The 25,663-nt window shown below is 59.3% G+C and carries 23 protein-coding genes; 10 read left to right on the plus strand and 13 right to left on the minus strand.

Annotated features, from left to right (window positions below; translation table 11 throughout):
- The first annotated feature begins 29 nt into the window (after nt 1-29).
- Complete coding sequence (yccS, locus tag AD669_RS25195; RefSeq protein ID WP_053124608.1) at nt 30-2,222, plus strand: YccS family putative transporter; 2,193 nt, start codon at nt 30-32, stop codon at nt 2,220-2,222.
- A 112-nt stretch (nt 2,223-2,334) separates the two neighbouring features.
- Here yccS and AD669_RS25200 read toward each other — a convergent pair whose 3' ends face one another.
- Nucleotides 2,335-3,072 (minus strand): ABC transporter substrate-binding protein, encoded by a 738-nt coding sequence (locus AD669_RS25200; protein WP_053124610.1) that lies wholly within the window; start codon nt 3,070-3,072, stop codon nt 2,335-2,337.
- 255 nt (nt 3,073-3,327) lie between these two features.
- Between AD669_RS25200 and AD669_RS25205 the strand changes: the two genes are divergently transcribed.
- Nucleotides 3,328-3,780: a GNAT family N-acetyltransferase gene (locus tag AD669_RS25205; RefSeq protein WP_053124612.1), complete on the plus strand. Its 453-nt coding sequence runs from the start codon at nt 3,328-3,330 to the stop codon at nt 3,778-3,780.
- Nucleotides 3,781-3,878: 98 nt separating this feature from the next.
- Here AD669_RS25205 and AD669_RS25210 read toward each other — a convergent pair whose 3' ends face one another.
- From AD669_RS25210 to AD669_RS25220, 3 genes are read right to left on the minus strand one after another with little or no spacing between them, the layout of a single operon-like run.
- Complete coding sequence (locus AD669_RS25210) at nt 3,879-4,175, minus strand: helix-turn-helix domain-containing protein (protein WP_016772794.1); 297 nt, start codon at nt 4,173-4,175, stop codon at nt 3,879-3,881.
- 50 nt (nt 4,176-4,225) lie between these two features.
- Entirely contained in the window at nt 4,226-4,714 is a 489-nt protein-coding gene (locus tag AD669_RS25215) for a M48 family metallopeptidase (RefSeq protein ID WP_053124615.1), read from the minus strand.
- Nucleotides 4,715-4,759: 45 nt separating this feature from the next.
- Nucleotides 4,760-6,883, minus strand: a complete 2,124-nt coding sequence (locus AD669_RS25220) for a bifunctional diguanylate cyclase/phosphodiesterase (protein ID WP_053124617.1) — start codon at nt 6,881-6,883, stop codon at nt 4,760-4,762.
- A 321-nt stretch (nt 6,884-7,204) separates the two neighbouring features.
- Between AD669_RS25220 and AD669_RS25225 the strand changes: the two genes are divergently transcribed.
- The gene (locus AD669_RS25225; protein ID WP_053124619.1) at nt 7,205-7,873 is read left to right on the plus strand and encodes a polysaccharide lyase family 7 protein; all 669 of its coding nucleotides are present in this window, start codon (nt 7,205-7,207) and stop codon (nt 7,871-7,873) included.
- Nucleotides 7,874-8,137: 264 nt separating this feature from the next.
- Here AD669_RS25225 and fba read toward each other — a convergent pair whose 3' ends face one another.
- From fba to tkt, 6 genes are all read right to left on the minus strand, one after another.
- Nucleotides 8,138-9,202 (minus strand): class II fructose-bisphosphate aldolase, encoded by a 1,065-nt coding sequence (gene fba, locus AD669_RS25230; RefSeq protein ID WP_007913760.1) that lies wholly within the window; start codon nt 9,200-9,202, stop codon nt 8,138-8,140.
- 245 nt (nt 9,203-9,447) lie between these two features.
- The gene (locus AD669_RS25235) at nt 9,448-9,780 is read right to left on the minus strand and encodes an MliC family protein (RefSeq protein ID WP_053124621.1); all 333 of its coding nucleotides are present in this window, start codon (nt 9,778-9,780) and stop codon (nt 9,448-9,450) included.
- A gap of 57 nt (nt 9,781-9,837) precedes the next feature.
- Nucleotides 9,838-10,059 (minus strand): hypothetical protein, encoded by a 222-nt coding sequence (locus AD669_RS25240; protein ID WP_007913756.1) that lies wholly within the window; start codon nt 10,057-10,059, stop codon nt 9,838-9,840.
- Between the two features lie 34 nt (nt 10,060-10,093).
- Nucleotides 10,094-11,257, minus strand: a complete 1,164-nt coding sequence (locus AD669_RS25245; RefSeq protein ID WP_008081033.1) for a phosphoglycerate kinase — start codon at nt 11,255-11,257, stop codon at nt 10,094-10,096.
- A 12-nt stretch (nt 11,258-11,269) separates the two neighbouring features.
- Entirely contained in the window at nt 11,270-12,322 is a 1,053-nt protein-coding gene (epd, locus tag AD669_RS25250) for an erythrose-4-phosphate dehydrogenase (RefSeq protein WP_053124623.1), read from the minus strand.
- A gap of 159 nt (nt 12,323-12,481) precedes the next feature.
- Nucleotides 12,482-14,479 (minus strand): transketolase, encoded by a 1,998-nt coding sequence (gene tkt / locus AD669_RS25255; protein WP_053124625.1) that lies wholly within the window; start codon nt 14,477-14,479, stop codon nt 12,482-12,484.
- A 283-nt stretch (nt 14,480-14,762) separates the two neighbouring features.
- On the opposite strand from tkt, the gene AD669_RS25260 reads away from it, so the two are divergent.
- From AD669_RS25260 to AD669_RS25275, 4 genes are all read left to right on the plus strand, one after another.
- A complete protein-coding gene (locus AD669_RS25260; protein WP_016987232.1) occupies nt 14,763-15,758 on the plus strand; it encodes a metalloregulator ArsR/SmtB family transcription factor in 996 nt (331 codons plus the stop codon).
- 18 nt (nt 15,759-15,776) lie between these two features.
- Nucleotides 15,777-16,967, plus strand: a complete 1,191-nt coding sequence (gene metK / locus AD669_RS25265; protein WP_053124627.1) for a methionine adenosyltransferase — start codon at nt 15,777-15,779, stop codon at nt 16,965-16,967.
- A gap of 236 nt (nt 16,968-17,203) precedes the next feature.
- Nucleotides 17,204-18,880, plus strand: coding sequence for an NAD-dependent DNA ligase LigB (gene ligB / locus AD669_RS25270; protein ID WP_053124628.1), 1,677 nt, complete (start codon nt 17,204-17,206; stop codon nt 18,878-18,880).
- A gap of 97 nt (nt 18,881-18,977) precedes the next feature.
- Nucleotides 18,978-19,373, plus strand: a complete 396-nt coding sequence (locus tag AD669_RS25275) for a DUF1090 domain-containing protein (protein WP_053124630.1) — start codon at nt 18,978-18,980, stop codon at nt 19,371-19,373.
- Between the two features lie 167 nt (nt 19,374-19,540).
- Here the strand turns inward: AD669_RS25275 and AD669_RS25280 are convergent, their stop codons facing one another.
- Nucleotides 19,541-19,990 carry a cytochrome c gene (locus AD669_RS25280; protein WP_053124632.1) on the minus strand — a complete coding sequence of 150 codons (450 nt, stop codon included), beginning with the start codon at nt 19,988-19,990 and terminating at the stop codon, nt 19,541-19,543.
- 127 nt (nt 19,991-20,117) lie between these two features.
- Here AD669_RS25280 and AD669_RS25285 point away from each other — a divergent pair, with 127 nt between their 5' ends.
- Entirely contained in the window at nt 20,118-21,296 is a 1,179-nt protein-coding gene (locus AD669_RS25285; RefSeq protein ID WP_053124634.1) for a murein transglycosylase A, read from the plus strand.
- 120 nt (nt 21,297-21,416) lie between these two features.
- Here AD669_RS25285 and AD669_RS25290 read toward each other — a convergent pair whose 3' ends face one another.
- Both AD669_RS25290 and AD669_RS25295 read right to left on the minus strand, forming a co-directional pair.
- Nucleotides 21,417-21,800: an MAPEG family protein gene (locus AD669_RS25290; RefSeq protein ID WP_053124636.1), complete on the minus strand. Its 384-nt coding sequence runs from the start codon at nt 21,798-21,800 to the stop codon at nt 21,417-21,419.
- A 39-nt stretch (nt 21,801-21,839) separates the two neighbouring features.
- Nucleotides 21,840-22,673, minus strand: a complete 834-nt coding sequence (locus tag AD669_RS25295) for an EamA family transporter (RefSeq protein ID WP_053124638.1) — start codon at nt 22,671-22,673, stop codon at nt 21,840-21,842.
- 314 nt (nt 22,674-22,987) lie between these two features.
- Here AD669_RS25295 and AD669_RS25300 point away from each other — a divergent pair, with 314 nt between their 5' ends.
- Nucleotides 22,988-24,157, plus strand: coding sequence for an MFS transporter (locus AD669_RS25300; protein WP_053124641.1), 1,170 nt, complete (start codon nt 22,988-22,990; stop codon nt 24,155-24,157).
- A 239-nt stretch (nt 24,158-24,396) separates the two neighbouring features.
- Nucleotides 24,397-25,659: a sodium:proton antiporter gene (locus AD669_RS25305; RefSeq protein WP_053124643.1), complete on the plus strand. Its 1,263-nt coding sequence runs from the start codon at nt 24,397-24,399 to the stop codon at nt 25,657-25,659.
- Nucleotides 25,660-25,663: the final 4 nt, after the last annotated feature.

A 25,663-nucleotide genomic window follows, 5' to 3' on the forward strand; every position in this document is an offset into this window, starting at 1 on the left:
GGCATCGCCTCGGAAGGCCTTCGCACTTCATGTCCTCGACCTCGTTTCGTCAGTCTTTGCGGCGCCTGTGGGCGCTGGATAAATTCAGCTACAGCGTGCGGGTGTTCATCGCCCTGACCGGCAGCATGGCGCTGTGTTGGTATCAGGATGAAATGGGCCTGTTGATCCCGTTGTTCCTCGGCATCATCGCCAGCGCCCTGGCCGAAACCGACGACAGTTGGCAGGGCCGCCTCAACGCCCTCGCCGTGACGCTGGTGTGTTTCAGCATCGCCGCGCTGTCGGTGGAATTGCTCTTCCCCTACCCCATCGTGTTTGCCATTGCCCTGGCGCTGGCGAGTTTCGGCCTGACCATGCTCGGTGCGCTCGGCGAGCGTTATGGGGCGATTGCTTCGGCGACATTAATCCTCTCCGTGTACACGATGATCGGCGTGGATCAGCGCGGTGGCGCGGTCACCGATTTCTGGCACGAACCGATGCTGCTGGTCGCCGGCGCCGCGTGGTACGGCTTGCTCTCGGTGTTGTGGCAGGCACTGTTTTCCAATCAGCCGGTGCAGCAAAGTCTGGCGCGACTGTTCCGCGAACTGGGCTTTTACCTGAAACTGAAATCCTCGCTGTTCGAGCCGATTAGGCAGATGGACGTCGAAGCGCGACGCTTGGAACTGGCCCAGCAAAACGGTCGTGTGGTGGCGGCGCTGAACAGTGCCAAAGAAATCATCCTGCACCGGGTCGGTAACGGTCGCCCCGGCTCGAAAGTCAGCCGCTACTTGAAGCTGTACTTCCTCGCGCAAGACATTCACGAACGCGCCAGTTCTTCGCACTATCCGTACAACGCCCTCGCTGATGCGTTTTTCCACAGCGACGTGCTGTTCCGCTGCCAACGCCTGCTGCGCCAGCAAGGCAAAGCCTGCCGGGCTCTCGCCGAGTCGATCCAGTTGCGTCAGCCGTTCATCTACGACGCCAGTTTCGCCGAAGCCCTCAGCGACCTCGACGCGTCCCTCGAACACCTGCGCATCCAGAGCAATCCGGCCTGGCGCGGGCTGCTGCGCTCGCTGCGCGCACTGGCGGCCAACCTCGGCACCCTCGACCGTTTACTTAGCGACGCGAGCAATCCCGATGCCTTGGCTGACGCGACCGACAGCAGCCTGCTCGATCGTTCACCACGCAATTTCAAAGACGTGTGGATTCGCCTGCGCACACAACTGACGCCGACGTCGCTGCTGTTCCGTCATGCCCTGCGCCTGCCATTGGCACTGAGTATCGGCTACGGCATGGTGCATTTGATTCACCCGTCGCAAGGCTACTGGATCATTCTCACCACGCTGTTCGTCTGCCAGCCGAACTACGGCGCGACGCGGCGCAAACTCGGTCAGCGGATTTTCGGCACCGCCATCGGCCTGACCGTGGCGTGGGCGCTGTTCGATCTGTTCCCGAACCCGTTGGTGCAATCGTGTTTCGCCATCGCTGCCGGCGTGGTGTTCTTCACCAACCGCACCACGCGCTACACCTTGGCGACCGCGGCGATCACCATCATGGTGTTGTTCTGCTTCAATCAGGTCGGCGACGGTTACGGGCTGTTCCTGCCACGGCTGTTCGATACCTTGCTCGGCAGCTTGATTGCGGGGCTCGCGGTGTTCCTGTTCCTGCCAGACTGGCAGGGTCGACGCCTGAACAAAGTGCTGGCCAACACCCTGACCTGCAACAGCATCTATCTGCGGCAGATCATGCAGCAATACGCCGCCGGCAAAAGCGACGACCTCGCTTATCGTCTCGCCCGGCGCAATGCGCACAACGCCGATGCCGCGCTGTCGACGACGCTGGCGAACATGCTCATGGAGCCGGGGCATTTCAGGAAGGAAGCGGATGTCGGTTTCCGCTTTCTGGTGCTGTCGCACACGTTGCTGAGTTATCTGTCAGGCCTGGGCGCGCATCGCGAGACGCAGTTGCCGGCGGAGGTGCGCGAACAGTTGATCGATGGGGCCGGGGTGAAACTGGCGGCAAGCATTGATGAAATTGCTCAGGGGCTGGCGAGTAAACAGCCGATTGCGATTCAGAGTGATGAAGAAGAAGCGCTGGCCAATGAGCTGGAGCAGATGGCCGATGAGATTGATGAAGGGCAGCGGTTGGTGCAGACGCAGTTGGCGCTGATTTGCCGGCAGTTGGGGCCGTTGCGCACTTTGGCGGCGCACCTGATCAAGGATACCAGTGAGGTTAGTGCTGCCTGACAGGACGCCTTCGCGAGCAAGCTTTGCTCCTACGGGATTGCGTAGGCCTTGTAGGAGCAGAGCTTGCTCGCGAAGAGGCCATCAGCAACAACACAACTCCGGGATCAGAAACTCACATCCCATGCTGGCGCAGCATCCGCTCATAACTCCCATCCGCCTTCATCGCCGCAATCGCCTTATCAAACCCCGCGACAATCTGCGCATGCTGCGGATTCTTCAGGCTGACCAAAATGTGCAGGCTGTTCTCACTCAACGGCTTGGGCAAAAATTCCACGGAGTTGCGCACCTTGGCTGATTCCCGCGCCAGGTAATACTTCGCCACGTACTCATCTTCCAGCGTCAACTTGACCCGATCCGCCGCGAGCATGCGCACGGCCATGGCGAAGTTATGCACAGGGACTTTCTGCAACGCCGTGTCGGCATCGAACGGCGCTGAATAGGCATAACCGCGCACCACCGCAATCGGATAGGTGTGCAGTTGTTGCAGATTGGAGTAGTCGAGCGGTGTGTCTTTGCGCTTGAGAAAGCGGATGCGGTTGAGCAGATATTCGCCGGAAAACTGCCCGAGTCTGGTGCGATCTTCGTTGTACCAAGCGTTGACCAACACGTCATAACGCCCTTCACCAACACCCATCAGCGCCCGTGCCCACGGCACTTGCTCGTAGCCACTGGCATATCCGGCGCGGGCCAGCGCGGTGCTGACGATGTCGGTGGCCAGACCGCCATTGACCAGCGTGTCGTCGGTAAAGGGCGGCCAGATATCAAACACCAACCGCAGCTTGTCCGCTGCAGCGGTTTGAGCCAGCAGGAGCAGTCCGATCAACGCAAAGGCTCGATACACACGCGGCATGCTTGAAAATCCTTAGCGGGCGGGCTGCCCGGCCTGTTTTCAGTCAAAACCCCAAGGCCCCTTACCGGCAAAACCCAGGCACTAACAGTAGCTCAACGGAGCCAGTGCACAGCGCTCTCCAGCAGATTACACAAAGACGTGACGACCGCGAGAAAGGAATGATGGCATTTTGATCTTTGTCACAGACTCTTACGCCATGCAGACATCAAAGGCGTGGACGCTTAGTATCCGGACACACGTTCAAGGAGTCGGCAAATGAATATCGAGTGGATCTGCAAACATCACAGCGATCTGGGCAAGGAGCAGCTGTACGCCATTTTGAAGCTGCGCTCGGAAGTGTTCGTGGTCGAACAGAAATGTGCCTACCTGGATCCCGATGGTCAGGATCTGGCCGGCGACACCTGCCATTTGATGGGTTGGGCCGATGATCAACTGGTCGCCTACCTGCGCCTGCTGGATCCGGAATCCCAGGGCGGTGACGTGGTGATTGGCCGCGTGCTGACCTCAACGGAGGGACGCGGTAAAGGCCTGGGCCACGAGATGCTGGAAGAGGCGTTGAAACAGGCTGAGAAGAACTGGCCAGCGATACCGATCTATCTGTCGGCGCAGGCGCATTTGCAGGGGTATTACGGCAAGTACGGGTTTGTGGTGGCGGGTGAGGAATATCTGGAGGATGACATTCCACATATCGGCATGCGTCGCTCTTAAGGGCCCTTTCGCGAGCAAGCTCGCTCCCACACTTGGGATGCATTTCCCTGTGGGAGCGGGCTTGCTCGCGAAGGCGTCAGCCTCAGGCACAGCAACTTTCAGGGATATTCCAGCACCGCTTTTATCTGCCGCAAATTCCGCTCAATCCACCCCCGATCAATCGCCCCCCACTCGCGAATCCGATAACGACCGGCATGGTTGCGTGCGCCCTCTTCCTGCTCGAATTCACAAATGATATCCAGATCCGCCAGCGCCGCGATCGTGTCCTGCGCCGTGCGCCGGGGCATGCCGGTCACTTCGGTCAGCGTCGGTACACTCGGCGCCAGACCGCTGTCGATCAGGTACGCCACGTATAGGCGGCGATAGAAACTGCTTTTGGTCTTGCTGACGTCCATGCATGGGCCCATTAATTGGAAAATCAAAAGATCGCAGCCTGCGGCAGCTCCTACAAATCCCGGCACGTCAGGTACACACGCAGATCAAACTCGATCTGGTGATACCCCGGCAGCATGTGCTCGCACAATTTATAAAACGACTTGTTGTGATCCGACTCTTTGAAGTGCGCCAGTTCGTGCACGACGATCATTTTCAGAAACTCCGGCGCGGCGTCCTTGAACAACGAGGCGATACGAATTTCTTTCTTCGATTTGAGCTTGCCGCCCTGCACCCGCGACACCGTGGTGTGCAGACCGAGGGCGCGGTGGGTCAGGTCGAGGCGGTTGTCGAACAGCACCTTGTCGATGGCCGGGGCGTTGCGCAGGTATTCCTGCTTGAGATCCAGCGCGTAGCTGTACAACGCCTTGTCGCTCTGCACATCGTGCCGCCCCGGATAACGCTGGCTCAGGTAATCGCCCAAACGCCCTTCGGCGATCAGTTGGCGCACCTGATCCTGCAATTGCGCGGGATAGGCCTGGAGGTACTTCAACACGGTCATGGACGGGCGGCACGGTTCGAAAAAAGGTGCGCCAGTGTAGCGAATTCAACCGGGCAGCGCGCTCCAGTCGAAAGGCTCGGCGAAGCTGGCGGCGTCTTCGGCGATCAATGGCCGTGCGACAAGGAAACCTTGCACGTACTCGCAGCCATGCGCCTGCAGCCATTGGTATTGCTCGATGGTTTCGACCCCTTCGGCGATCACCAGCAAACCGTACTGTTTGCACAAGTTGATCACCGTGCTCACCAGCGAAGCGTCGCGCGCAGAGTCCGGCAATCGAGCGATGAGGTGGCGATCGAGTTTAAGCGTGTCCAGCTCCAGATCACGCAGATGCGCCAGCGAACACGGGCCAGAACCGAAATCATCCAGCGCCACCCGCACGCCGAGATTGCGCAACAAGCGCAGTTGCTTGCGGGTTTCGTCAGGGTTTTGCATCAAGGCTTCTTCGGTGACTTCAACTTCCAGTTGCCGAGGCTGCAGCGCATGGCGCTCCATGACCTGACGCAATTCAGTGACCAGGTTCGGCATGCTGAACTGGGTGTTGCTCAAACTCACACCAAGCACCAGATCTTCAGCGAACAAGGTTTCCCAGGCTTTGCGTTGACCAGCGCCGCGATGATAGATCCAGCTGCCAAGCCGACTGATCAACCGCGCCTCTTCCAGCAACGGTAAAAACAGCCCTGGCGGGACATCGCCGACACTTGGGTGCTGCCAGCGCAGCAGTGCTTCAAACCCACGGATCTGGCCAGTGTCGATGGCCACTTGCGGCTGATAAACCAGATTGAAATCACGGTTCTCGATGGCGGTGCGCACGCTCTCTTCGAGCATCAAGCGCGAACGGGCGCGGCCATTCATTTCGTGATCATAGAAGCGATATTGCTGACGCCCCGCACGTTTGGCTTCGTACATGGCAATGTCGGAGGCGCGCAGCAGTCCGTCGAGGTTTGAGCCGCAGTCAGGGAACGTCGCGATACCGATACTGGCGCCGAGGGCGATATCCAGCCCTTCGATTTGCTGGCAGATGGAAACGCGCTCGATGAGTTTCTCGGCGATCTTTGCCGCTTGCTCAGGGAATTCCAGATCCAGCAGTGCGGTGAATTCATCGCCGCCCATGCGCGCGAGGATATCGAACGGTCGCAGGCAAGCCTTCAACTGTTCAGAGACCCAGCGCAACACGCGGTCGCCGGCATCGTGACCCAGCGAATCGTTGACCCGTTTGAAGCCATCGAGATCCAGATACAGCAGCACCCAACTGCTGTCGCTGCGCTCCCCACGCAGCAGCAGGTTTTCAACGGTCTGGTAGAAACCTCGGCGATTGAGCAAACCGGTCAAAGGATCGGTAACCGCTTGGAATTCCAGTTGCTGATGAAGGTGACGTACGACCGACATGTCCAGCACGGTCACCACCATCGCGTGCTGCTCAGACGGCAGCGCAGCACATGAAAGTGCCACCGGCACCTGCTGACCCGGCGCGGTGCGTAATAAAGCGTCGTGCAGTCTTAGGGTTTCCCCGCGTTTGTAGCCGGCATAAAACTCGGAATCGGCCCACACGGGAATGTGCGGTTTCTGCAGGTAGTCGAGAAACTCCTTACCCTCCAGCTCCGTTACTGGCGCGTTGAGCAGCCGGGAAATCGCCGGGTTGGCAAAACGGATCACGCCGTCCTCGCCCACCACCAAAATCCCTTCGGCAGCGTTATCCAATACCGAAGCATTAAAGGCTCGCGCCGCTTCCAGATCATGACTCAGACGCTGCAATGCGCGGCGATTGCGCTGGTGTTCCAGCAATGCCTGCACCTTGGGCTTGAGAATCTGTGGGTCGAACGGTTTGAACAGGTAATCCACTGCACCGCTGGCGTAACCCTTGATCACGGCATCCTGAGATTGCTCGTTGGCGGTGAGGAAAATAATTGGCGTAAGCCGCGTACGCTGACTGCCGCGCATCAGCCGCGCGACCTCGAAACCGTCCATGCCCGGCATCTGCACATCGAGCAGTACCAGATCGACGTCGTGTTCAAGCAACAGACTGAGCGCCTCGAAACCGGAGGCGGCGGTGATGACCTGCCAGTCCTGACGCTGCAGCAACGCGCGCATGCTGATCAGGTTTTCAGGGTAATCATCAACAATCAATAGGACAGAGTTGCCTTCACCTGGCGGGGGTTGCGCGCATTCCATGCTGCTTCTCTTCTCGGGACTACAGGTCGGTTCCGGTAAAAACCGTACACATACTGAGCGTTCACTCTAGTCCGGGATCTGTAAAAGCAATAGCTGTCATCAGGCCATCATTTAACCAAACGTGCCATTTACCGACTAACGGTCACCGCTACAGCCCCCGGAATCCGGGAAAGATGGCATTTCGACAGGATGTTGACGTCAATCATCTGCCAAACGGGCGTTAACAAAAAACGCCTCTACGCTTATAAAGGCCGCCCCCAAAAGGCGCGGGCTAGAGCTTCTGGCACCCGCGTTCAGGATGAACTGAGTGGAAGAACCGACATGATCGATCTCGCAACCTGGAACCTCAGCGTTCCCGTCGGCAGTCCGCCGTACACCGTCGAAACCTCAAAACTGGTGAATGGCTTCAAAGATCAGTACTTCCATTCCGACACCGGCACTTTGTTCTTCTGGTCACCGGTGACCGGCTCAAAAACCGAAAACGCCATCTATCCACGCACTGAACTGCGCGAGACCTACAGCAATGGCACGCTGCGAAACTGGTATTACCCCGACGCCGACAACTTGCTGCGCGCGACGGTTACGGTCAACAAAGTGCCGAGCTCGGGCAAAATCGTGATCGGCCAGATTCATGCGTATGAAAGCCAGCGGCCGATGGTGAAACTTGAATATCAGTACAAGACCAAGACTGAAACCGGCAATCTTGTGATCAAGGTGCGCATGCACCCGGATGACAAAGAAAGCCGCGTTATTACCTTGGCCACCGGGATCAAACTGGATAACGAGTTCAACTACCTCATTCACCTGAGCCCGGGCGGCGCGCTAGGCGTGAGCGCGGCCGGGTATCAATGGGATTCACAAATCAGCGCAACGTGGCGGAATAAGCCGCTGTACTTCAAGGCCGGGGTTTACGTGCAAGACAACACCGGTTACACCAGCGAAGGCGGCCAGGTGACCTTCACCAAACTGGATATCGATCACGATAAATAACCCCCGTCACTTGTGAGAGTTGGCCTGTCAACGTTGACGGTCTGACAGCCACCCAATTTCCTACAGCCCACATCCGATCCAACTGTAGGAGTGAGCCTGCTCGCGATGACGGACCAACATCCAACATCTGTGCTGACTGACCCACCGCCATCGCGAGCAGGCTCACTCCTACAGGGGTTCAGCTATGCGTCACAGACTGCGTACAACCCACCCACAAAAAAACCCGCCTCTCGGCGGGTTTCTTTAACAGGTCAAACCGAACGCTTAGTTAACCTTAGCGTTCAACTCACCTTTCAGATAACGCTGATACATCGCTTCCAGCGAGATCGGTTTGATCTTCGAAGCATTGCCCGCAGTACCGAACGCTTCATAACGAGCGATACACACATCACGCATCGCAGTCACGGTCGCGCCGAAGAATTTACGTGGGTCGAATTCGCTCGGGTTGGTGGCCATCAGGCGACGCATCGCGCCGGTGGATGCCAGACGCAGGTCGGTGTCGATGTTGACTTTGCGTACGCCGTATTTGATGCCTTCGACGATTTCTTCAACCGGTACGCCGTAGGTTTCTTTGATGTCGCCACCGTACTGGTTGATGATCGCCAGCCACTCTTGTGGCACCGACGAGGAACCGTGCATCACCAAGTGGGTGTTCGGGATGCGTTTGTGGATTTCCTTGATACGGTCGATGGCCAGCACGTCACCGGTAGGTGGCTTGGTGAACTTGTAGGCGCCGTGGCTGGTGCCGATGGCGATGGCCAGGGCATCGACCTGGGTGCGTTTAACGAAGTCAGCGGCTTCTTCCGGGTCGGTCAGCATTTGGCTGTGATCCAGAACGCCTTCGGCGCCGATGCCGTCTTCTTCACCGGCCATGCCGGTTTCCAGCGAACCCAGGCAGCCCAGCTCGCCTTCTACCGAAACGCCGCAGGCGTGAGCCATGGCCACGGTTTGTTGGGTAACGCGGACGTTGTAGTCGTAGTCGGTCGGGGTCTTGCCGTCTTCGCCCAGCGAGCCGTCCATCATTACCGAGCTGAAGCCCAGTTGGATCGAGCGCTGGCAGACGTCAGGGCTGGTGCCGTGATCCTGGTGCATGCACACCGGGATGTGCGGGAACTCTTCGATCGCGGCCAGGATCAGGTGACGCAGGAATGGTGCGCCGGCGTATTTGCGAGCGCCGGCCGAAGCCTGAACGATCACCGGGGAGTCAGTCTTGTCAGCGGCTTCCATGATGGCGCGCATCTGCTCAAGGTTGTTGACGTTGAAAGCTGGAACGCCGTAGCCGAATTCGGCTGCGTGGTCCAACATCTGGCGCATGCTGATAAGTGCCATTGTGTGTGTCTCTCCCGGTTGAGGGTCGTTAATCGTGCCAGCCTGCCGGAGCGGCGGCGGCTATTCAAGTGATTGCAGATCGGGGGTTGAGGCCCGGTCTGGTGATTCGATACAGCCAATTCTTCAGAACTGCGCAGAACCCTTGTAGGAGCAAAGCTTGCTCGCGAATGCGCAGGCACATTCACTGTTGATGCAAGCTGAACCAGCGCTTTCGCGAGCAAGCTCTGCTCCTACAGGTGTTGCAATTACTCGGCTTTGCAGCCGCGGCCGATCAGGTCATTGGTGGCGACCCAGTACACCAGGCCTTCCTCTCCCTTGACGTGAAACGCCAGCATGCCGTCGCTGTACAGCGTGCCCGAAGCGCCCGGCTCTTCTTTCAGGCGATAGACCTGATCACCGCCACCCAGTCGAACGTCGACTTCCTTCTTGTCGGCATCGGCGTAGCGCCACAGCACTTTGGCCTGGCTGTCGCAGGTCCAGGTCGTCCAGTTATCCGCCGGGGCAGACGACTGGAACAGGTTCAACTGCGCGCAACCGCCCAACAATGCCAACGCCACAATGGCGATCAAGCCTTTCATCCGTGTTCCTCGACTGACGGCGCACGCCGCCAGCCCTGAGTTAAAGAGTCAGACCCGTCAAGGACAACCATGTTCCTTGGCCGGGGTTTGCGTCTCGTATTTGTCCAGACCGTCCGGCCCCGAGCGCTTGTTCAGCACAGGGTTGGTTTCGGCCTGCCAGTCGGCCTGATAACAGCCCTTCTGCGACTCGCTCGGTGCCGGCGTCGCTTCGGCCTTCGGGTTACTCCCGCAGGCCGCCAGCGTACCGGTCAGCAACAACAGTGCTAACGACTTGACCATGTGAACACTCCTTTGCCTGGCCAAACGGGCGGCCTCAGGCCTTGGCCCGGCTTTCCAGGACTTCAACGGCTGGCAGCACTTTGCCCTCGACGAATTCGAGGAACGCGCCACCACCGGTGGAAATGTAGGAGATTTGCTCAGCCACGCCATATTTATCGATGGCGGCCAGGGTGTCGCCACCGCCAGCAATGGAGAATGCCGAGCTTTCAGCGATGGCCTGAGCCAGCACTTTGGTGCCGTTGCCAAACTGGTCGAATTCAAACACGCCGACCGGGCCGTTCCACAGAATGGTTTTCGACGATTTCAGCAGTTCGGCGAAGTTGGCTGCGGTTTGCGGGCCGATGTCCAGAATCATGTCGTCAGCCGCGACGTCAGCGATCAGCTTGACGGTGGCTTCTGCGGTTTCGGCGAATTCTTTGGCAACCACTACGTCAACCGGTAACGGCACGCTGACTTTGGCGGCGATTGCACGCGCGGTGTCGAGCAGATCCGGCTCGTACAGCGATTTGCCCACCGGGTGACCGGCCGCCGCGAGGAAGGTGTTGGCGATGCCGCCGCCGACGATCAACTGGTTGCAGATCTGGCTCAGGCTGTTCAGCACGTCGAGTTTGGTCGACACCTTGGAGCCGGCAACGATGGCTGCCATTGGCTGAGCCGGTGCGCCCAGCGCTTTACCCAGTGCATCCAGTTCGGCGGCCAACAGTGGGCCAGCAGCGGCGACTTTGGCGAACTTGGCCACGCCGTGGGTCGAACCTTCGGCGCGGTGAGCGGTGCCGAACGCGTCCATCACGAACACGTCGCACAGGGCGGCGTATTGCTGGGCCAGTTCGTCAGCGTTCTTTTTCTCGCCTTTGTTGAAGCGCACGTTTTCGAACAGCACGATGTCGCCAGCCTTGACGTCAACGCCACCGAGGTAATCAGCCACCAGCGGCACTTCACGGCCCAGCGCTTTGCTCAGGTAGTCAGCGACAGGCTTGAGGCTGTTCTCGGCGGAGAACTCGCCTTCGGTCGGACGGCCAAGGTGCGAGCAGACCATCACGGCCGCGCCTTTTTCCAGGGCCAGCTTGATGGTCGGCAGCGAAGCCAGGATACGCGCATCGCTGGTGACAACACCGTCCTTGACTGGGACGTTGAGGTCTTCGCGGATCAATACGCGCTTACCTTGCAGATCGAGGTCGGACATCTTCAACACGGTCATGGGTCGCACTTCCTACGGTTTTTTTGAAATGGCTGTTTGCAGATAGTGTTCTGCAACGTCCAGCATTCGGTTGGCAAAACCCCATTCGTTGTCGAACCAGGCCAGGATGTTCACCAGTTTTGGGCCGGAAACACGGGTCTGACTGGCATCGACGATGGCCGAATGTGGGTCATGGTTGAAATCACAGCTGGCGTGCGGCAACTCGGTATACGCCAGCAGGCCTTTGAGCGGGCCACTGGTGGCGGCCTCGCGCAGGATCCGGTTGACCTCATTGGCGTCGGTCGCGGTGGCGGTCTGCATCGTGATGTCGAGGCAGGACACGTTGACCGTCGGCACGCGTACGGCTTTGGCTTGAATTCGCCCGGCAAGTTCCGGCAGCAGACGCTCGATCCCGCGCGCCAGACCAGTGGACACCGGGATCACCGACTGGAACGCCGAGCGCGTGCGACGCAGGTCTTCGTGGTGATAGGCGTCGATCACTGGCTGATCGTTCATCGCCGAGTGAATGGTGGTGATCGACACGTAATCGAGGCCGATGGCCTTGTCGAGCAGACGCAACAGCGGCACGCCGCAGTTGGTTGTGCAGGAGGCGTTGGACACCAGCAGTTCGTCGCCGGTCAGGCAATCCTGATTGACGCCGTAGACGATGGTGGCGTCGACATCCGCCTCGCTGGCCATCGGCTGCGAGAACAACACGCGTGGCGCGCCGGCGTCGAGAAAGCGCTGGCCGTCTTCGCGGGTGTTGTAGGCACCGGAACACTCAAGCACCAGATCGACGCCAAGCGACGCCCAATCAATACCTTCGGGGGTGGCACTGCGCAGAACCTTCACGCAGTCGCCATTAATGTAGAGACAATCGCCTTCTACTCGCACTTCGCCGGGAAAACGGCCGTGGGTGGAGTCGAAGCGTGTCAGGTATTCGATGCTGGCCATGTCCGCCAGATCGTTGATCGCGACAATTTCAAACCCGGCTTTCTCGCCTCGCTCAAACAACGCACGCAAGACGCAACGACCAATCCGGCCGTAGCCGTTGAGTGCAACTTTGTAAGGACGCGGTTGAGGCATGGGGTTCTCGATAGTATTCGCTACAACACAACCCCCTGTAGGAGCTGCCGAAGGCTGCGATCTTTTGATCCTGTTTTTTTAGATCAAGATCAAAAGATCGCAGCCTCCGGCAGCTCCTACAGGGGAATGCGGTGGCTGGGGCCACCGCATTCGTACTGCTTAGTCTTCCAGCAGTTCTTCAGCCTGACCGAGGATGTTTTCCAGGGTGAAGCCGAACTCTTCGAACAGTGCCGAAGCCGGAGCCGATTCGCCGTAAGTGGTCATGCCGATCACGCGACCTTCCAGACCCACGTACTTGAACCAGAAGTCGGCGTGCGCCGCTTCGATCGCGATCCGCGCGCCAACCTGTAATGGCAGCACGTCCTGCTTGTAGCCAGCGTCCTGAGCGTCGAACACGCTGGTGCACGGCATGGAAACCACGCGCACTTTGCGGCCCTGTTCGGTCAGCTTGTCGTAAGCCTGAACCGCCAGACCCACTTCCGAACCGGTCGAAATCAGGATCAGCTCAGGCTCGCCTGCGCAGTCCTTCAGTACATAACCGCCACGGCTGATGGCGGCAATCTGGCCAGCATCGCGTTCCTGGTGTTGCAGGTTCTGACGCGAGAAGATCAGCGCCGAAGGGCCGTCCTTGCGCTCCAGCGCATTTTTCCAGGCCACGGCCGATTCAACGGCATCGGCTGGACGCCAGGTGTCGAGGTTCGGTGTGGTACGCAGGCTGGTCAGTTGCTCGATCGGCTGGTGCGTCGGGCCGTCTTCGCCCAGACCGATGGAGTCGTGGGTGTAGACGTGGATGACTTGCTTCTTCATCAGCGCGGACATGCGCACGGCGTTGCGGGCGTATTCCATGAACATCAGGAAGGTCGCGCCGTAAGGCACCAGACCGCCGTGCAGGGTCACGCCGTTCATGATCGCGGTCATGCCGAATTCGCGCACGCCGTAGTACATGTAGTTGCCGCTGGCATCTTCAGCGCTGACGCCTTTGCAACCTTTCCACAGGGTCAGGTTGGAACCGGCGAGGTCAGCGGAGCCGCCAAGCAGTTCCGGCAGCAATGGGCCGAACGCGTTCAGGGTGTTCTGGCTGGCTTTACGGCTGGCGATGGTTTCGCCCTTGGCCGCGACTTCAGCGATGTAGGCCGAAGCTTTTTCGGAGAAGTCAGCCGGCAGCTCACCGCTCAAGCGACGGATCAGTTCGTTGGCTTCGGTCGGGAACGCGGCGGAGTAAGCAGCGAAACGCTGATCCCACTCGGCTTCGGCCGCGCGACCTTTTTCCTTGGCATCCCACTCGGCATAGATGTCGGCCGGGATTTCGAACGGGCCGTAGTTCCAGTTCAGCGCCTTGCGGGTCAGCGCGATTTCCGCGTCACCCAATGGGGCGCCGTGGCAGTCTTCTTTGCCCTGCTTGTTCGGCGAACCGAAACCGATGGTGGTCTTGCAGCAGATCAGGGTCGGCTGCGCGCTCTTGCGCGCGGTTTCGATGGCAGTCTTGATCTCTTCCGGGTCGTGACCGTCAACGTTGCGGATCACTTGCCAGTTGTAGGCTTCGAAACGCTTCGGGGTGTCATCGGTGAACCAGCCTTCGACTTCGCCGTCGATGGAGATGCCGTTGTCATCGTAGAAAGCGATCAGCTTGCCCAGACCCAACGTACCGGCCAGGGAAGCGACTTCGTGGGAAATGCCTTCCATCATGCAGCCATCACCCAGGAACACATAGGTGTGGTGGTCGACGATGTCGTGGCCAGGACGATTGAACTGCGCGCCCAGGACTTTTTCAGCCAGGGCGAAACCGACGGCGTTGGCCAGACCCTGACCCAACGGACCAGTGGTGGTTTCAACGCCCGGGGTGTAACCGAATTCCGGGTGGCCCGGGGTGCGGCTGTGCAATTGACGGAACTGCTTGAGGTCGTCGATCGACAGGTCGTAACCGGTCAGGTGCAGCAGCGAGTAGATCAACATCGAGCCGTGGCCGTTGGACAGCACGAAGCGGTCACGGTCGGCGAACGATGGATTGCTCGGGTTGTGCTTGAGGTAGTCGCGCCAAAGCACTTCGGCGATATCTGCCATACCCATAGGTGCACCGGGATGGCCGCTGTTGGCTTTTTGCACGGCATCCATGCTGAGGGCACGAATGGCGTTGGCACGCTCACGACGGCTAGGCATCGCTGATCTCCTGGGGTTCTGAAACTAAGGGTGAATAATCGGAACGGAAAAAAGGCGAGCATTTTCCCTCACCGGGACGCCTCGGGGCAATGATAGATAGTCATCGGCGGGCGTTTTTCCCATGCTTAACGGCGGTTTCGGCTGGTGAAACCTTTCCGCTGTTCGTTTGTAGAGTGAACCGCTTGGTTAGAAGTGCAATAAAAAGCGCCATTGATCGAGCAATATCAAAACTTTTTGATATTGCCCTTGCGAGGAATTCTCACCGTCACTAGACTGCGGCCCTATGAATTTACGCGTGCCTTCCATTCGCCATGACGATTGCGACGAGCTGGCGGCCCTGTGCAAGGCCGGCGGCGATCCGTTGCGGCTGAATGTATTGCGCGCGCTGGCCAACGACTCGTTCGGTGTACTGGAGCTGGCGCAGATTTTCGGCATCGGTCAGTCCGGCATGAGTCATCACCTTAAAGTGTTGGCGCAGGCTGATCTGGTGGCAACGCGCCGCGAAGGCAACGCGATTTTTTATCGCCGCGCCCTGCCCCACACCGAATTGCTTGGCGGCAAATTGCACGCGGCATTGTTAGAAGAAGTCGACAACCTCGACCTGCCTGACGACGTGCAAGCGCGGATCGAACAGGTTCACGGCCAACGTGCCGCCGCCAGTCAGGACTTTTTCGCCCGGGTCGCGGAGAAATTTCGCGCCCAGCAAGACTTGATCGCCGGCCTGCCGCAGTACCGCGACAGCGTGCTGGCCCTGCTCGACAAACTGAACTTCAATGGTGCGGCCACGGCCATTGAAGTCGGCCCCGGCGATGGTGCTTTTCTGCCGGAACTGGCGCGTCGCTTCGGCACTGTAACCGCGCTGGACAACAGCCCGGCGATGCTCGAACTGGCGCGTCAGGTATGCGAACGTGAACAGCTGGCTAACGTCAGCCTGCAATTGGCCGATGCATTGAACGGCACAAGCCTTCAGGCCGATTGCGTTGTACTGAATATGGTCTTGCACCATTTCGCCGCGCCGGCCGATGCGCTCAAGCACATGGCCGACCTGCTGCAACCGGGCGGTAGTCTGCTCGTGACAGAGTTATGTAGCCACAACCAGAGTTGGGCCAGGGAGGCCTGCGGTGATCTATGGTTGGGGTTTGAACAGGACGATTTGGCCCGTTGGGCCACCGCTGCGGGACTCGTTCCCGGGGAAAGCCTCTATGTAGGCTTACGTAATGGTTTCCAGATCCAGGTTCGCCACTTTCAGCGACCGGCTGGCGACACTCACCATCGGTAAATTCAGGAAAACATCGAGATGAGCGAATACTCCCTCTTCACCTCCGAGTCCGTGTCTGAAGGACATCCGGACAAAATCGCCGACCAGATTTCCGATGCGGTGCTGGACGCCATCATTACCCAGGACAAACACGCACGCGTTGCCGTGGAAACTCTGGTCAAGACTGGCGTGGCCATCGTTGCCGGTGAAGTGACCACCAGCGCCTGGGTCGATCTGGAAGAGATCGTGCGTAACGTGATTCTCGACATCGGCTATGACAGCTCCGACGTCGGCTTCGACGGCGCGACCTGCGGCGTGATGAACATCATCGGCAAGCAGTCCCCAGACATCAACCAGGGTGTTGACCGTGCCAAGCCTGAAGATCAGGGCGCCGGCGACCAAGGCCTGATGTTCGGCTATGCCAGCAACGAAACCGACGTGCTGATGCCTGCACCGATCACCTTCTCGCACCAGTTGGTGCAGCGCCAGGCTGAAGCCCGTAAATCGGGTCTGCTGCCTTGGCTGCGCCCAGACGCCAAGTCGCAAGTGACTTGCCGTTACGAAGGCGGCAAGGTTGTCGGTATCGACGCGGTTGTTCTGTCGACCCAGCACAACCCTGAAGTGTCGTACAAAGACCTGCGCGAAGGCGTGATGGAGCTGATCGTCAAGCACGTACTGCCTGCCGAACTGCTGAGCAAAGACACCCAGTTCCACATCAACCCGACCGGCCAGTTCATCATTGGCGGCCCGGTAGGTGACTGCGGTCTGACCGGTCGCAAGATCATCGTCGACAGCTACGGCGGCATGGCCCGTCACGGCGGCGGCGCGTTCTCCGGTAAAGATCCATCGAAGGTTGACCGTTCGGCTGCGTACGCTGGCCGGTACGTTGCCAAGAACATCGTCGCTGCCGGCCTGGCCGAGCGTTGCGAGATTCAGGTTTCCTACGCGATCGGCGTGGCTCAGCCTACTTCGATCTCGCTGAACACCTTCGGCACCGGCAAGATCAGCGACGACAAGATCGTCAAACTGGTGCGTGAAGTGTTCGACCTGCGTCCATACGCAATCACCACCATGCTCGACCTGCTGCACCCGATGTACCAGGAAACTGCAGCGTACGGCCACTTCGGTCGCACGCCAGAGACCAAGACCGTTGGCGAAGACACCTTCACCACGTTCACCTGGGAAAAAACCGACCGCGCCGACGCCCTGCGCGCTGCTGCTGGTCTGTAAGACTTCCCCGGCGGTACAAAAAGCCCCGCACGGTTCGCGCCGTGCGGGGCTTTTTTATGACTGAAATACGTTGTCGAATTCAACCCAAAACCCTGTGGGAGCCGGGCTTGCCCGCGAAGAGGCCGGCAAGATCCACATCAAATCCCGCCCAGACACACCTCGCAAAACACCCCACCAACCGAACTCACCATCGTCTTCTAACCTTCAATCATTCCCCTCGAGCAAGGACGCTCACGATGCTTGCCACGCTGCGCCTGTTATTTATTGTCCTGCTGATGCCCGCAACATTCAGCGCCCACGCCACCTGCCCGAACTGGCCCGGGCCCCAAGCCCAACGCGAAATCACCACCCTGCAAAAACAGATCAACCAATGGGACGACGCCTACCACCGCGAAGGCCGTTCACTGATTGCCGACGAACTCTACGACCAATCCATTGCGCAATTGAACGAATGGCGGGCGTGCTTCAACCTGCCCTCGCCGCCCGATCCTTTGCGCACAGTCTCAGGCTCGGTTGCACACCCCATCGCCCATACCGGTCTGGATAAAATCCACAAAGCCGAGGCCGTGGGTGCATGGCTACATGATCGCAAGGATGTCTGGGTTCAACCCAAAGTCGACGGTGTCGCCGTGACGCTGATTTATCGCGCGGGAGTTTTGCAACAAGCCATCAGCCGTGGCGACGGGGTTAGCGGGCAGGACTGGACAGCCTCAGCACAAAAGATCGGCGCCATCCCGCAACGCCTGTTACAACCCTTGGATTTGCTGGTGCAGGGCGAACTCTACTGGCGCTTGAACCAGCACGTGCAAGCTCGATCCGGCAGCATTAACGCGCGCGCCACCGTTGCCGGCCTGATGGGGCGAAAATCTTTGGATGCCGAGCAAGCTTCCGGGATTGGATTGTTCGTTTGGGACTGGCCCCAAGGCCCAGCGCAATTGCCCGAGCGAATCGCCACGTTGGCGACGCTGGGTTTCGCCACAATTGAACCGTACAGCCACCCCGTCACCGATTTTGCTGCAGCGCAGAAATGGCGCGATCACTGGTATCGCTCGCCCCTGCCCTTTGCCACTGACGGCGTGGTATTGCGCCAGAGCCAACGACCACCCGCCGAGCGCTGGCAGGTGCGCGCTCCCTATTGGGCAATTGCCTGGAAGTATCCTTTTGCTCAAGCGCTGGCCGAAGTACGCAAGGTCAACTTCAAGATCGGGCGCACCGGGCGCATCACGCCGGTGCTCGAACTCAAACCCGTCATGCTCGATGACCGCGAAATCAAACGGGTCAGCGCCAGCTCGTTCAAACGCTGGCAAGACCTGGACATTCGCCCCGGCGATCAAGTGGCAATCAGCCTCGCCGGCCTGACGATTCCACGGCTCGATAGCGTTGTGCTGCGCGCCACCGAACGCACAGCCCTCAACATCCCCAACTCCGACGACTTCCACGCGCTGAGCTGCTGGCAACCCACCCCCGGTTGCGAGAGCCAGTTTCTTGCGCGCTTGACCTGGCTCAGTGGCAAGCAAGGATTGGCAATGCAGAATGTCGGGCGCGGCACTTGGGAGAAACTTCTCGAAACACGCCGCGTGAACAACCTGCTGGATTGGTTAACCCTCGACGCGCCAGAGCTTGCTAACATTACCGGCTTCGGCGAGCGCAGCAGCGCGCGTTTGCTCAACAGTTTTAACAGCGCGCGCCAACGGCCGTTCACTCAATGGCTGAAAGCTTTGGGCATGCCGCCAACCGGTCAGGCACAACTGCCTGACTCGTGGCAGGCGCTGGCACAACGTGACACCGAACAATGGCAGGCAGAAGCCGGTATCGGCCCGGGACGCGCGGCGCAATTGAGCGCATTCTTTCGCGACCCGCAAGTGCTGGCTCTGAGTAAAACCTTACAGGCCGCCGCAATCGACGGTTTCTGAACACGCAACCCCCGCAAGCCGGGAACCCAACGGCCGGCAAAGCGCTCCAACAGCGCAGTGCCCTACCGACCCGATTGCCTTTGCACATGGAGCTTTTATGAAATTTCTCGCACCGCTCGCCCTGCTGACCCTTTGCGGCGTAATGGCCGCCCCCGTGATGGCTGACGAAGACGCCCCGGGCCTGACCGGTTGCGCTGCTAAAGAGCAGGGCATCATGAACCAGATCGAACAGGCCAAATCCCGTGGCAATGCCGATCAGCAGGCCGGTCTGGAAACTGCACTGAATGAAGTGACCAAGAACTGCACCGACGCTGGCCTGAAAAAAGAGCGCGAAAATAAAGTGCTCGAAGCCAAACACGAAGTGAGCCAGCGCCAAGCTGATCTCGACAAGGCGATGAAGAAAGGCGATCCGGAAAAGATCAACAAGCGCAAAGACAAACTCGCCGAGTCGCGCAAAGAACTGCAAGACGCGCTGGATGAAATCGATAAGTAATCGATGCCCTTGTGGCGAGGGGATTTATCCCCGATGGGCTGCGAAGCGGCCCCAAGTCCATTCAACTCCGCTGTAACAGACATACTTGGTTGAATGAATTTGCGACGGCTACGCCGCCGATCGGGGATAAATCCCCTCGCCACAGAATTACTCAGCAGTTTTGAAGATCAATGATCCCGAAACTGTTTATGGCAAACGCTGCAGGCGTCTTCAACCTTCTGCACCGCAGGCCCGAGGTTGCTGGCCTTGTACGGCTGAACCTGGCTGGCGATCACCAATTCACCGGTGGCCGCTTCCAGCTTGCGGGCCATGTCCTGAAACTGCGCCTGTTTTTGCCAGACATCGTCCTTGGCGCTGGTGTGATCTTCTTCGCGCACCTGCGGGAAATGCTTCCACGGCTCATGGGACAGCGCATCGAGTTTGACCGCGCCTTCGGCGAATTTCGGCCCGTCGAACGGAATGCGTCCGCGCAACATGCCACCGAGGTCTTCGCCGGTTTTGAGCATTTGTTTGAAGATTGCCTTGCGTTGACCCAGTGGAGAGTTCGGATCGACACCGCCGCAGGCGGACAAGGTCAGACAGGCCAGCAATACAACAGAAATTCTTTTAAGAGTCATGGTGGCTTCAGGTCACGGAATCGGCGGCCAGTATCCCCGCGTCACCGACAAACACCAATAGCCCTATTAAAATTAAGGGTTGTCTGAACGCATGGAGCATTCGGGCAACCGGCACAGGAATTACTCCATGAACAGCCGCTTCAAGGCCTGGCGTCACCCACTGATCGCAACCCTTCCGCTGCTGGCGATCCTCGCCGGCTGCACCGGTGGCGAGACTGCCAAGCCGAAAACCCACGCACTGGCCACTTACTCCAGCGCCACGTGGGAAGCACTGCCGGTTGTGTCCGACAGCGATCTGGTGGCAGGTTTCGGTTCGTGGCGCAGCGCCTGCACCCGGCTCAAGGCTGATACGGTCTGGGGCCCGACCTGCGCAGCAGCGGCCACTGTGCCGCAGAGCGCCGACGAGATTCGCGCCTTTCTCAAACAGAACCTCGATGTCTTCGGCCTGCGCGCTGAAAACGACAATCCCAACGGCTTGATCACCGGTTACTACGAGCCGGTCTACCCCGGCAGCCTGACCCCGACCGACGTGGCAAATGTCCCGGTGTACGGCGTGCCCGAAGACATGATCATCGTCTCGCTCGACAGCATCTATCCGGAATTGAAGGGCAAACGCCTGCGCGGTCGTCTCGAAGGTCGCGTGCTCAAACCTTACGACGACGCCGCGACCATCGAAGCCAAAGGTGTGAAAGCCCCAGTGGTGGCTTACCTGACCGATCCGATGAACCTGCAATTCCTGCAAATTCAGGGTTCCGGGCGCATCCAGACTCAGGACGGCAAACAGCTGCGCATCGCCTATGCCGATCAGAACGGTCATCCGTACCGACCGATTGGTCGTTGGCTGGTCGAGCAAGGCGAGTTGAAGAAAGAAGACGTGACCATGAGCGCGATCAGCAATTGGGCTAAGGCCAACCCGGCGCGCATCCCGGAATTGCTGGGCAGCAACCCGAGCTACGTGTTCTTCACCCGTAACCCGGACAGCAACGAAGGCCCGCGCGGTTCGCTGAACGTACCGCTGACGGCTGGCTATAGCGCGGCGGTGGATCGCAAGGTGATTCCATTGGGCAGTCTGTTGTGGCTGTCGACCACGCGCCCGGATGGCACCGCATTGGTTCGCCCGGTCGCGGCGCAGGACACCGGCGGCGCGATTGCTGGCGAGGTGCGTGCGGATTTGTTCTGGGGCACAGGCGATGCGGCCGGGCAACTGGCCGGGGACATGAAACAGCAGGGGCAAATCTGGATGCTCTGGCCAAAAGGCGCGACGCTGCCGCAAGTGCCGCAGGTGGCGGATACAGAGAAGAAGTAACCCTTAGGATCTTTGTCGTTTGAACAATGGCTTTCGCGAGCAGGCTCGCTCCCACAGTTGGAATGCACATCCATGTGGGAGCGAGCCTGCTCGCGAAGAGGCCATCAGCAACATCGATAATCAAACAGATACAAAGAAGAACGAAGCAATCAACCCCATCCCCACAAACCACACCAGCGAACGCAAGATCGCCCAGTCGGCCAGATAGCAAATGATGTACAGCAGGCGACTGGTGATAAACATCACCGCCAGCACATTCACTGTCACCAACTGCGCTGTCCCCACCAGATGCGCGACGAGCACCGCCGCGGCAAACGCCGGCATCACTTCAAAGCTGTTCAATTGCGCCGCATGCGCCCGCCGAGCCACACCATTCAGGCTTTCGAGAAAATCGCGCGGATCATGATTGTCACTCAGCCGATAGCCGCCAACAGCCTTGGCCACACCGGTGCAGACATACGGTAAAAATATCGCGATCAACACACACCACAGAGCCACCGTCATAACGCCGTCCTTTTTTCGAGTTATAGAATTCGCGGGCTGTCAGAACTTCATGATCAGCATGCCAATCAGCACCAGCCCACAGGCTAAGAGCCGCGGTCGGCCGAAAGGTTCTTTGAGGTAGCGCATACCGAACAGCACCACCAGGATCACGCTGATCTCACGCAACGCCGCCGCTTCGGCAATTGAGCCCAATTGCATTGCCCACAGCACCAGAGCGTAGCTGGCCAACACGCAGAAGCCCACCGCCAGACCGAGCTTCCATTGCTCGCGCCAGAACAGCATGAACGCCGGACGCTTGGCGACCCACGCCAGCAACGGAAACGGCCAGGCGCTGAGCAGCGTGACCCAGACCAGATAATCCAGCGGATGCGACCAGCGCCGCAGCGCCTGGCCATCGATGTAGGTGTAGCAACCGATGCACAAGCCGATCAGCGCCACCACGGGCAGCATCGACCACGGCAGGTGTTTGCCACCGCCGCCCTGCCAAAGCAGGCAGACCATGCCCACCGGAATCAGCATGATTCCGAAGATCTGCTGGGTGGTGAGCACCTCACCGGCGAAGATCAGGGTCAGCGCCAGCACCACCAGCGGCGACAGTCCGCGCATCAGTGGATAAACCAAACCGAGATCACCCACCCGATACGCCTGAATCAGCAGATAGCGATAGAGCAGTTCAAACGCCGCCGACGCCAGAATCCATGGCCAGATTTCCATGGGCGGCAGGCTCACAAACGGAAACGCGATGGCGACGACCAGCAGCGCCACGGTGTCCATGCATGCCACCACCAGCAGCCGCTCGGCGCTGAATTTGATCAACGTATTCCACGTCGCATGCAACAGCGCCGCCATCAATACCAAAGCTGTCGCCAGCACCTTTCACCTCTTATTTTTATGAATCCCCGTGTAGGAGCTGCCGCAGGCTGCGATCTTTTGATTCTGATTTTCAACAACAAGATCAAAAGATCGCAGCCTGCGGCAGCTCCTACAGTGAAAATCGATAATTCGAATAGTCAGATTATTGATTCGCGATGTGTCAGCAGCTGTTTATACTGCAAGCGACCACGCCGCACTCAGTTGCGCACAGAAAAATTCCAATAATTCCCGCCTGCACCGCCTCTCTCCGAGAACGGTCGATGGCCTGCGTACGCCTGATCACAGCGTCAAGACTACCGACAGAGACCTTGCGCATGCCACTCGCTTTGCTTGCCCTCGCTGTTGCCGCATTCGGCATCGGCACTACTGAATTCGTCATCATGGGCCTGCTGCCCGACGTCGCCCGCGACCTCGCCGTGAGCATTCCCCACGCTGGTTTGTTGATCACCGGGTACGCGCTGGGCGTGGTTTTCGGCGCGCCGATCCTGGCGATCGGCACCGCCAACATGCCGCGCAAAGCGACATTGCTCGGCATGACGCTGATGTTCATCCTCGGCAACATCCTCTGCGCCCTCGCCCCGAACTACGCGACGCTGATGGCTGCACGCGTGGTCACGGCGCTGTGCCACGGTGCGTTTTTCGGCATCGGCTCGGTGGTTGCCGCCGGGCTCGTTGCGCCGAACAAACGTGCGCAAGCAATTGCGATGATGTTCACCGGCCTGACTTTGGCCAACGTCCTCGGCGTACCGCTGGGCACAGCGCTCGGCCAGTACGCCGGGTGGCGATCGACGTTCTGGGCAGTGTCGGTAATCGGCGTCATCGCCGCCCTCGCGCAGTGGTTCTGGCTGCCGAAACACATCCCGATGGACAAGGCCAACCTCGCCAGCGAGTTCAAAGTGCTGGGCAAGGTCAATGTGCTGCTGGCGCTGGGCATGAGCGTGCTGGCGTCGACCAGTCTGTTCAGCGTGTTCACCTACATCGCACCGATCCTGCAGGACATCACCGGCGTCAGCCCGCACGGCGTGACCGTGATGTTGCTGTTGTTCGGCGTGGGTTTGACCGGCGGCAGCATGCTCGGTGGACGTCTGGCGGACAGCCGTTTGCTGCCTTCACTGGTCGGCGTGGCATTGGCGGTTGTGGTGATTCTCGCGGCGTTTAGTCAGACCAGTCGTTCGGTGATACCGGCGGCGATCACGCTGGTGCTGTGGGGGATTTTTGCCTTTGCGCTGTGCCCGATTTTGCAGTTGCTGATTATTGATCAGGCGCATGAAGCACCGAATCTGGGTTCGACGTTGAACCAGAGCGCATTCAATCTGGGTAACGCGGCGGGTGCATGGATCGGCGGGCTGGTGGTGGCCAGCGGTGCGGATCTGGCGGATCTGCCGTGGACGGGGGCGTTGGTCGGCGGGTTGACGGTGCTGACGGCGCTTTTGTTTATTTATCTGCAACGTCGGGGGGCGGTTGCGGTCAATGTGTCCGGCTAGCCCTCACCCTAACCCTCTCCCAGAGGGAGAGGGGACTGACCGAGGTGAATGTGCGAGTTACGCCGACGTGAAACTTCGAGTCGAACTCAGGATTTGAACTCGACCAAGATCGGCTCCCTCTCCCTCCGGGAGAGGGCAGGGGTGAGGGAAGCTTGTGCCTTCAGCCTCTGTCACCCCATCAAACCCTTGCGCCCAAGCATGGCCGCACCTCAAAAACCCCTCCATCCAAAGGACCCCGGATGCTTGAACTTGTCGCCGCTTTCATCTGCCTCACCACCCTCCTCACCTTCGTCAACTTCCGCTTCATCGGACTGCCGCCGACCATCGGCGTGATGGTCACCGCGCTGCTGTTCTCGCTGATCCTGCAAGGCCTGAGCGTACTCGGCTACCCCGGTCTTGAAGAACGCGTGCAGCAACTGATCGGCCAGATCGACTTCGGCGATCTGCTGATGAACTGGATGCTCTCGTTCCTGCTGTTCGCCGGTGCCTTGCACGTCAACCTCAACGACTTGCGCAGCTACCGCTGGCCGATTGGCCTGCTGGCGACCTTCGGTGTGTTGATCGCCACCACGGTGATCGGCAGCCTCGCCTTTTACATCTTTGCCCTGTTCGGCTGGCACGTGAGTTTCCTTTACTGCCTGCTGTTCGGCGCGCTGATTTCGCCGACCGACCCGATCGCGGTGCTCGGCGTGTTGCGTACCGCCAACGCCTCGAAACCACTGAAAACCACCATCGTCGGCGAGTCGCTGTTCAACGACGGCACGGCGGTTGTGGTGTTCACCGTGTTGCTCGGCATCGCCCAACTCGGCGAAACCCCGACCGTCAGCGCCACGGCCATGCTGTTCGTTCACGAAGCGATTGGCGGTGTGCTGTTCGGCGGGCTGATCGGTTACCTGGTCTATCGGATGATCAAAAGCATCGAGCAGCACCAGATCACCGTGATGCTGACGCTGGCGCTGGTCATCGGCGGTTCGGCGATGGCCACCGAGATTCATGTGTCAGCGCCGATCGCGATGGTGGTCGCCGGTCTGATCATCGGCAACGTCGGGCGCAATCTGGCGATGAACGAAATGACTCGTCGTTATCTCGACGGTTTCTGGGAATTGCTCGATGACATGCTCAACGCGCTGCTGTTCGCGCTGATCGGCATGGAGCTGTTGCTGCTGCCGTTCAACTGGCTGCACATGGCCGCAGCCGGTGTGTTGGCGGTGGCGATTCTGTTGTCGCGTCTGCTCACCGTCGCTCCGGCGATTCTGCTGCTACGGCGCTGGCGCACAGTGCCCGCCGGCACCATCCGCATTCTGACCTGGGGTGGTTTGCGCGGCGGTGTTTCGGTGGCACTGGCGCTGGCCCTGCCGCTGAGGCCGGAGCGCGATTTGCTGCTGAGCATCACCTACATCGTGGTGCTGTCGTCGATCCTGTTGCAGGGCCTGACCATCGGCAAACTGGTCAAGCATGCGACGCGCAATGAGCCGAAAGCCGCGACTGAATCTGCGCACTGACCCA

The sequence above is a fragment of the Pseudomonas sp. P1.31 genome, assembly GCF_001269815.1.
Lineage (GTDB): Bacteria > Pseudomonadota > Gammaproteobacteria > Pseudomonadales > Pseudomonadaceae > Aquipseudomonas > Aquipseudomonas rustica.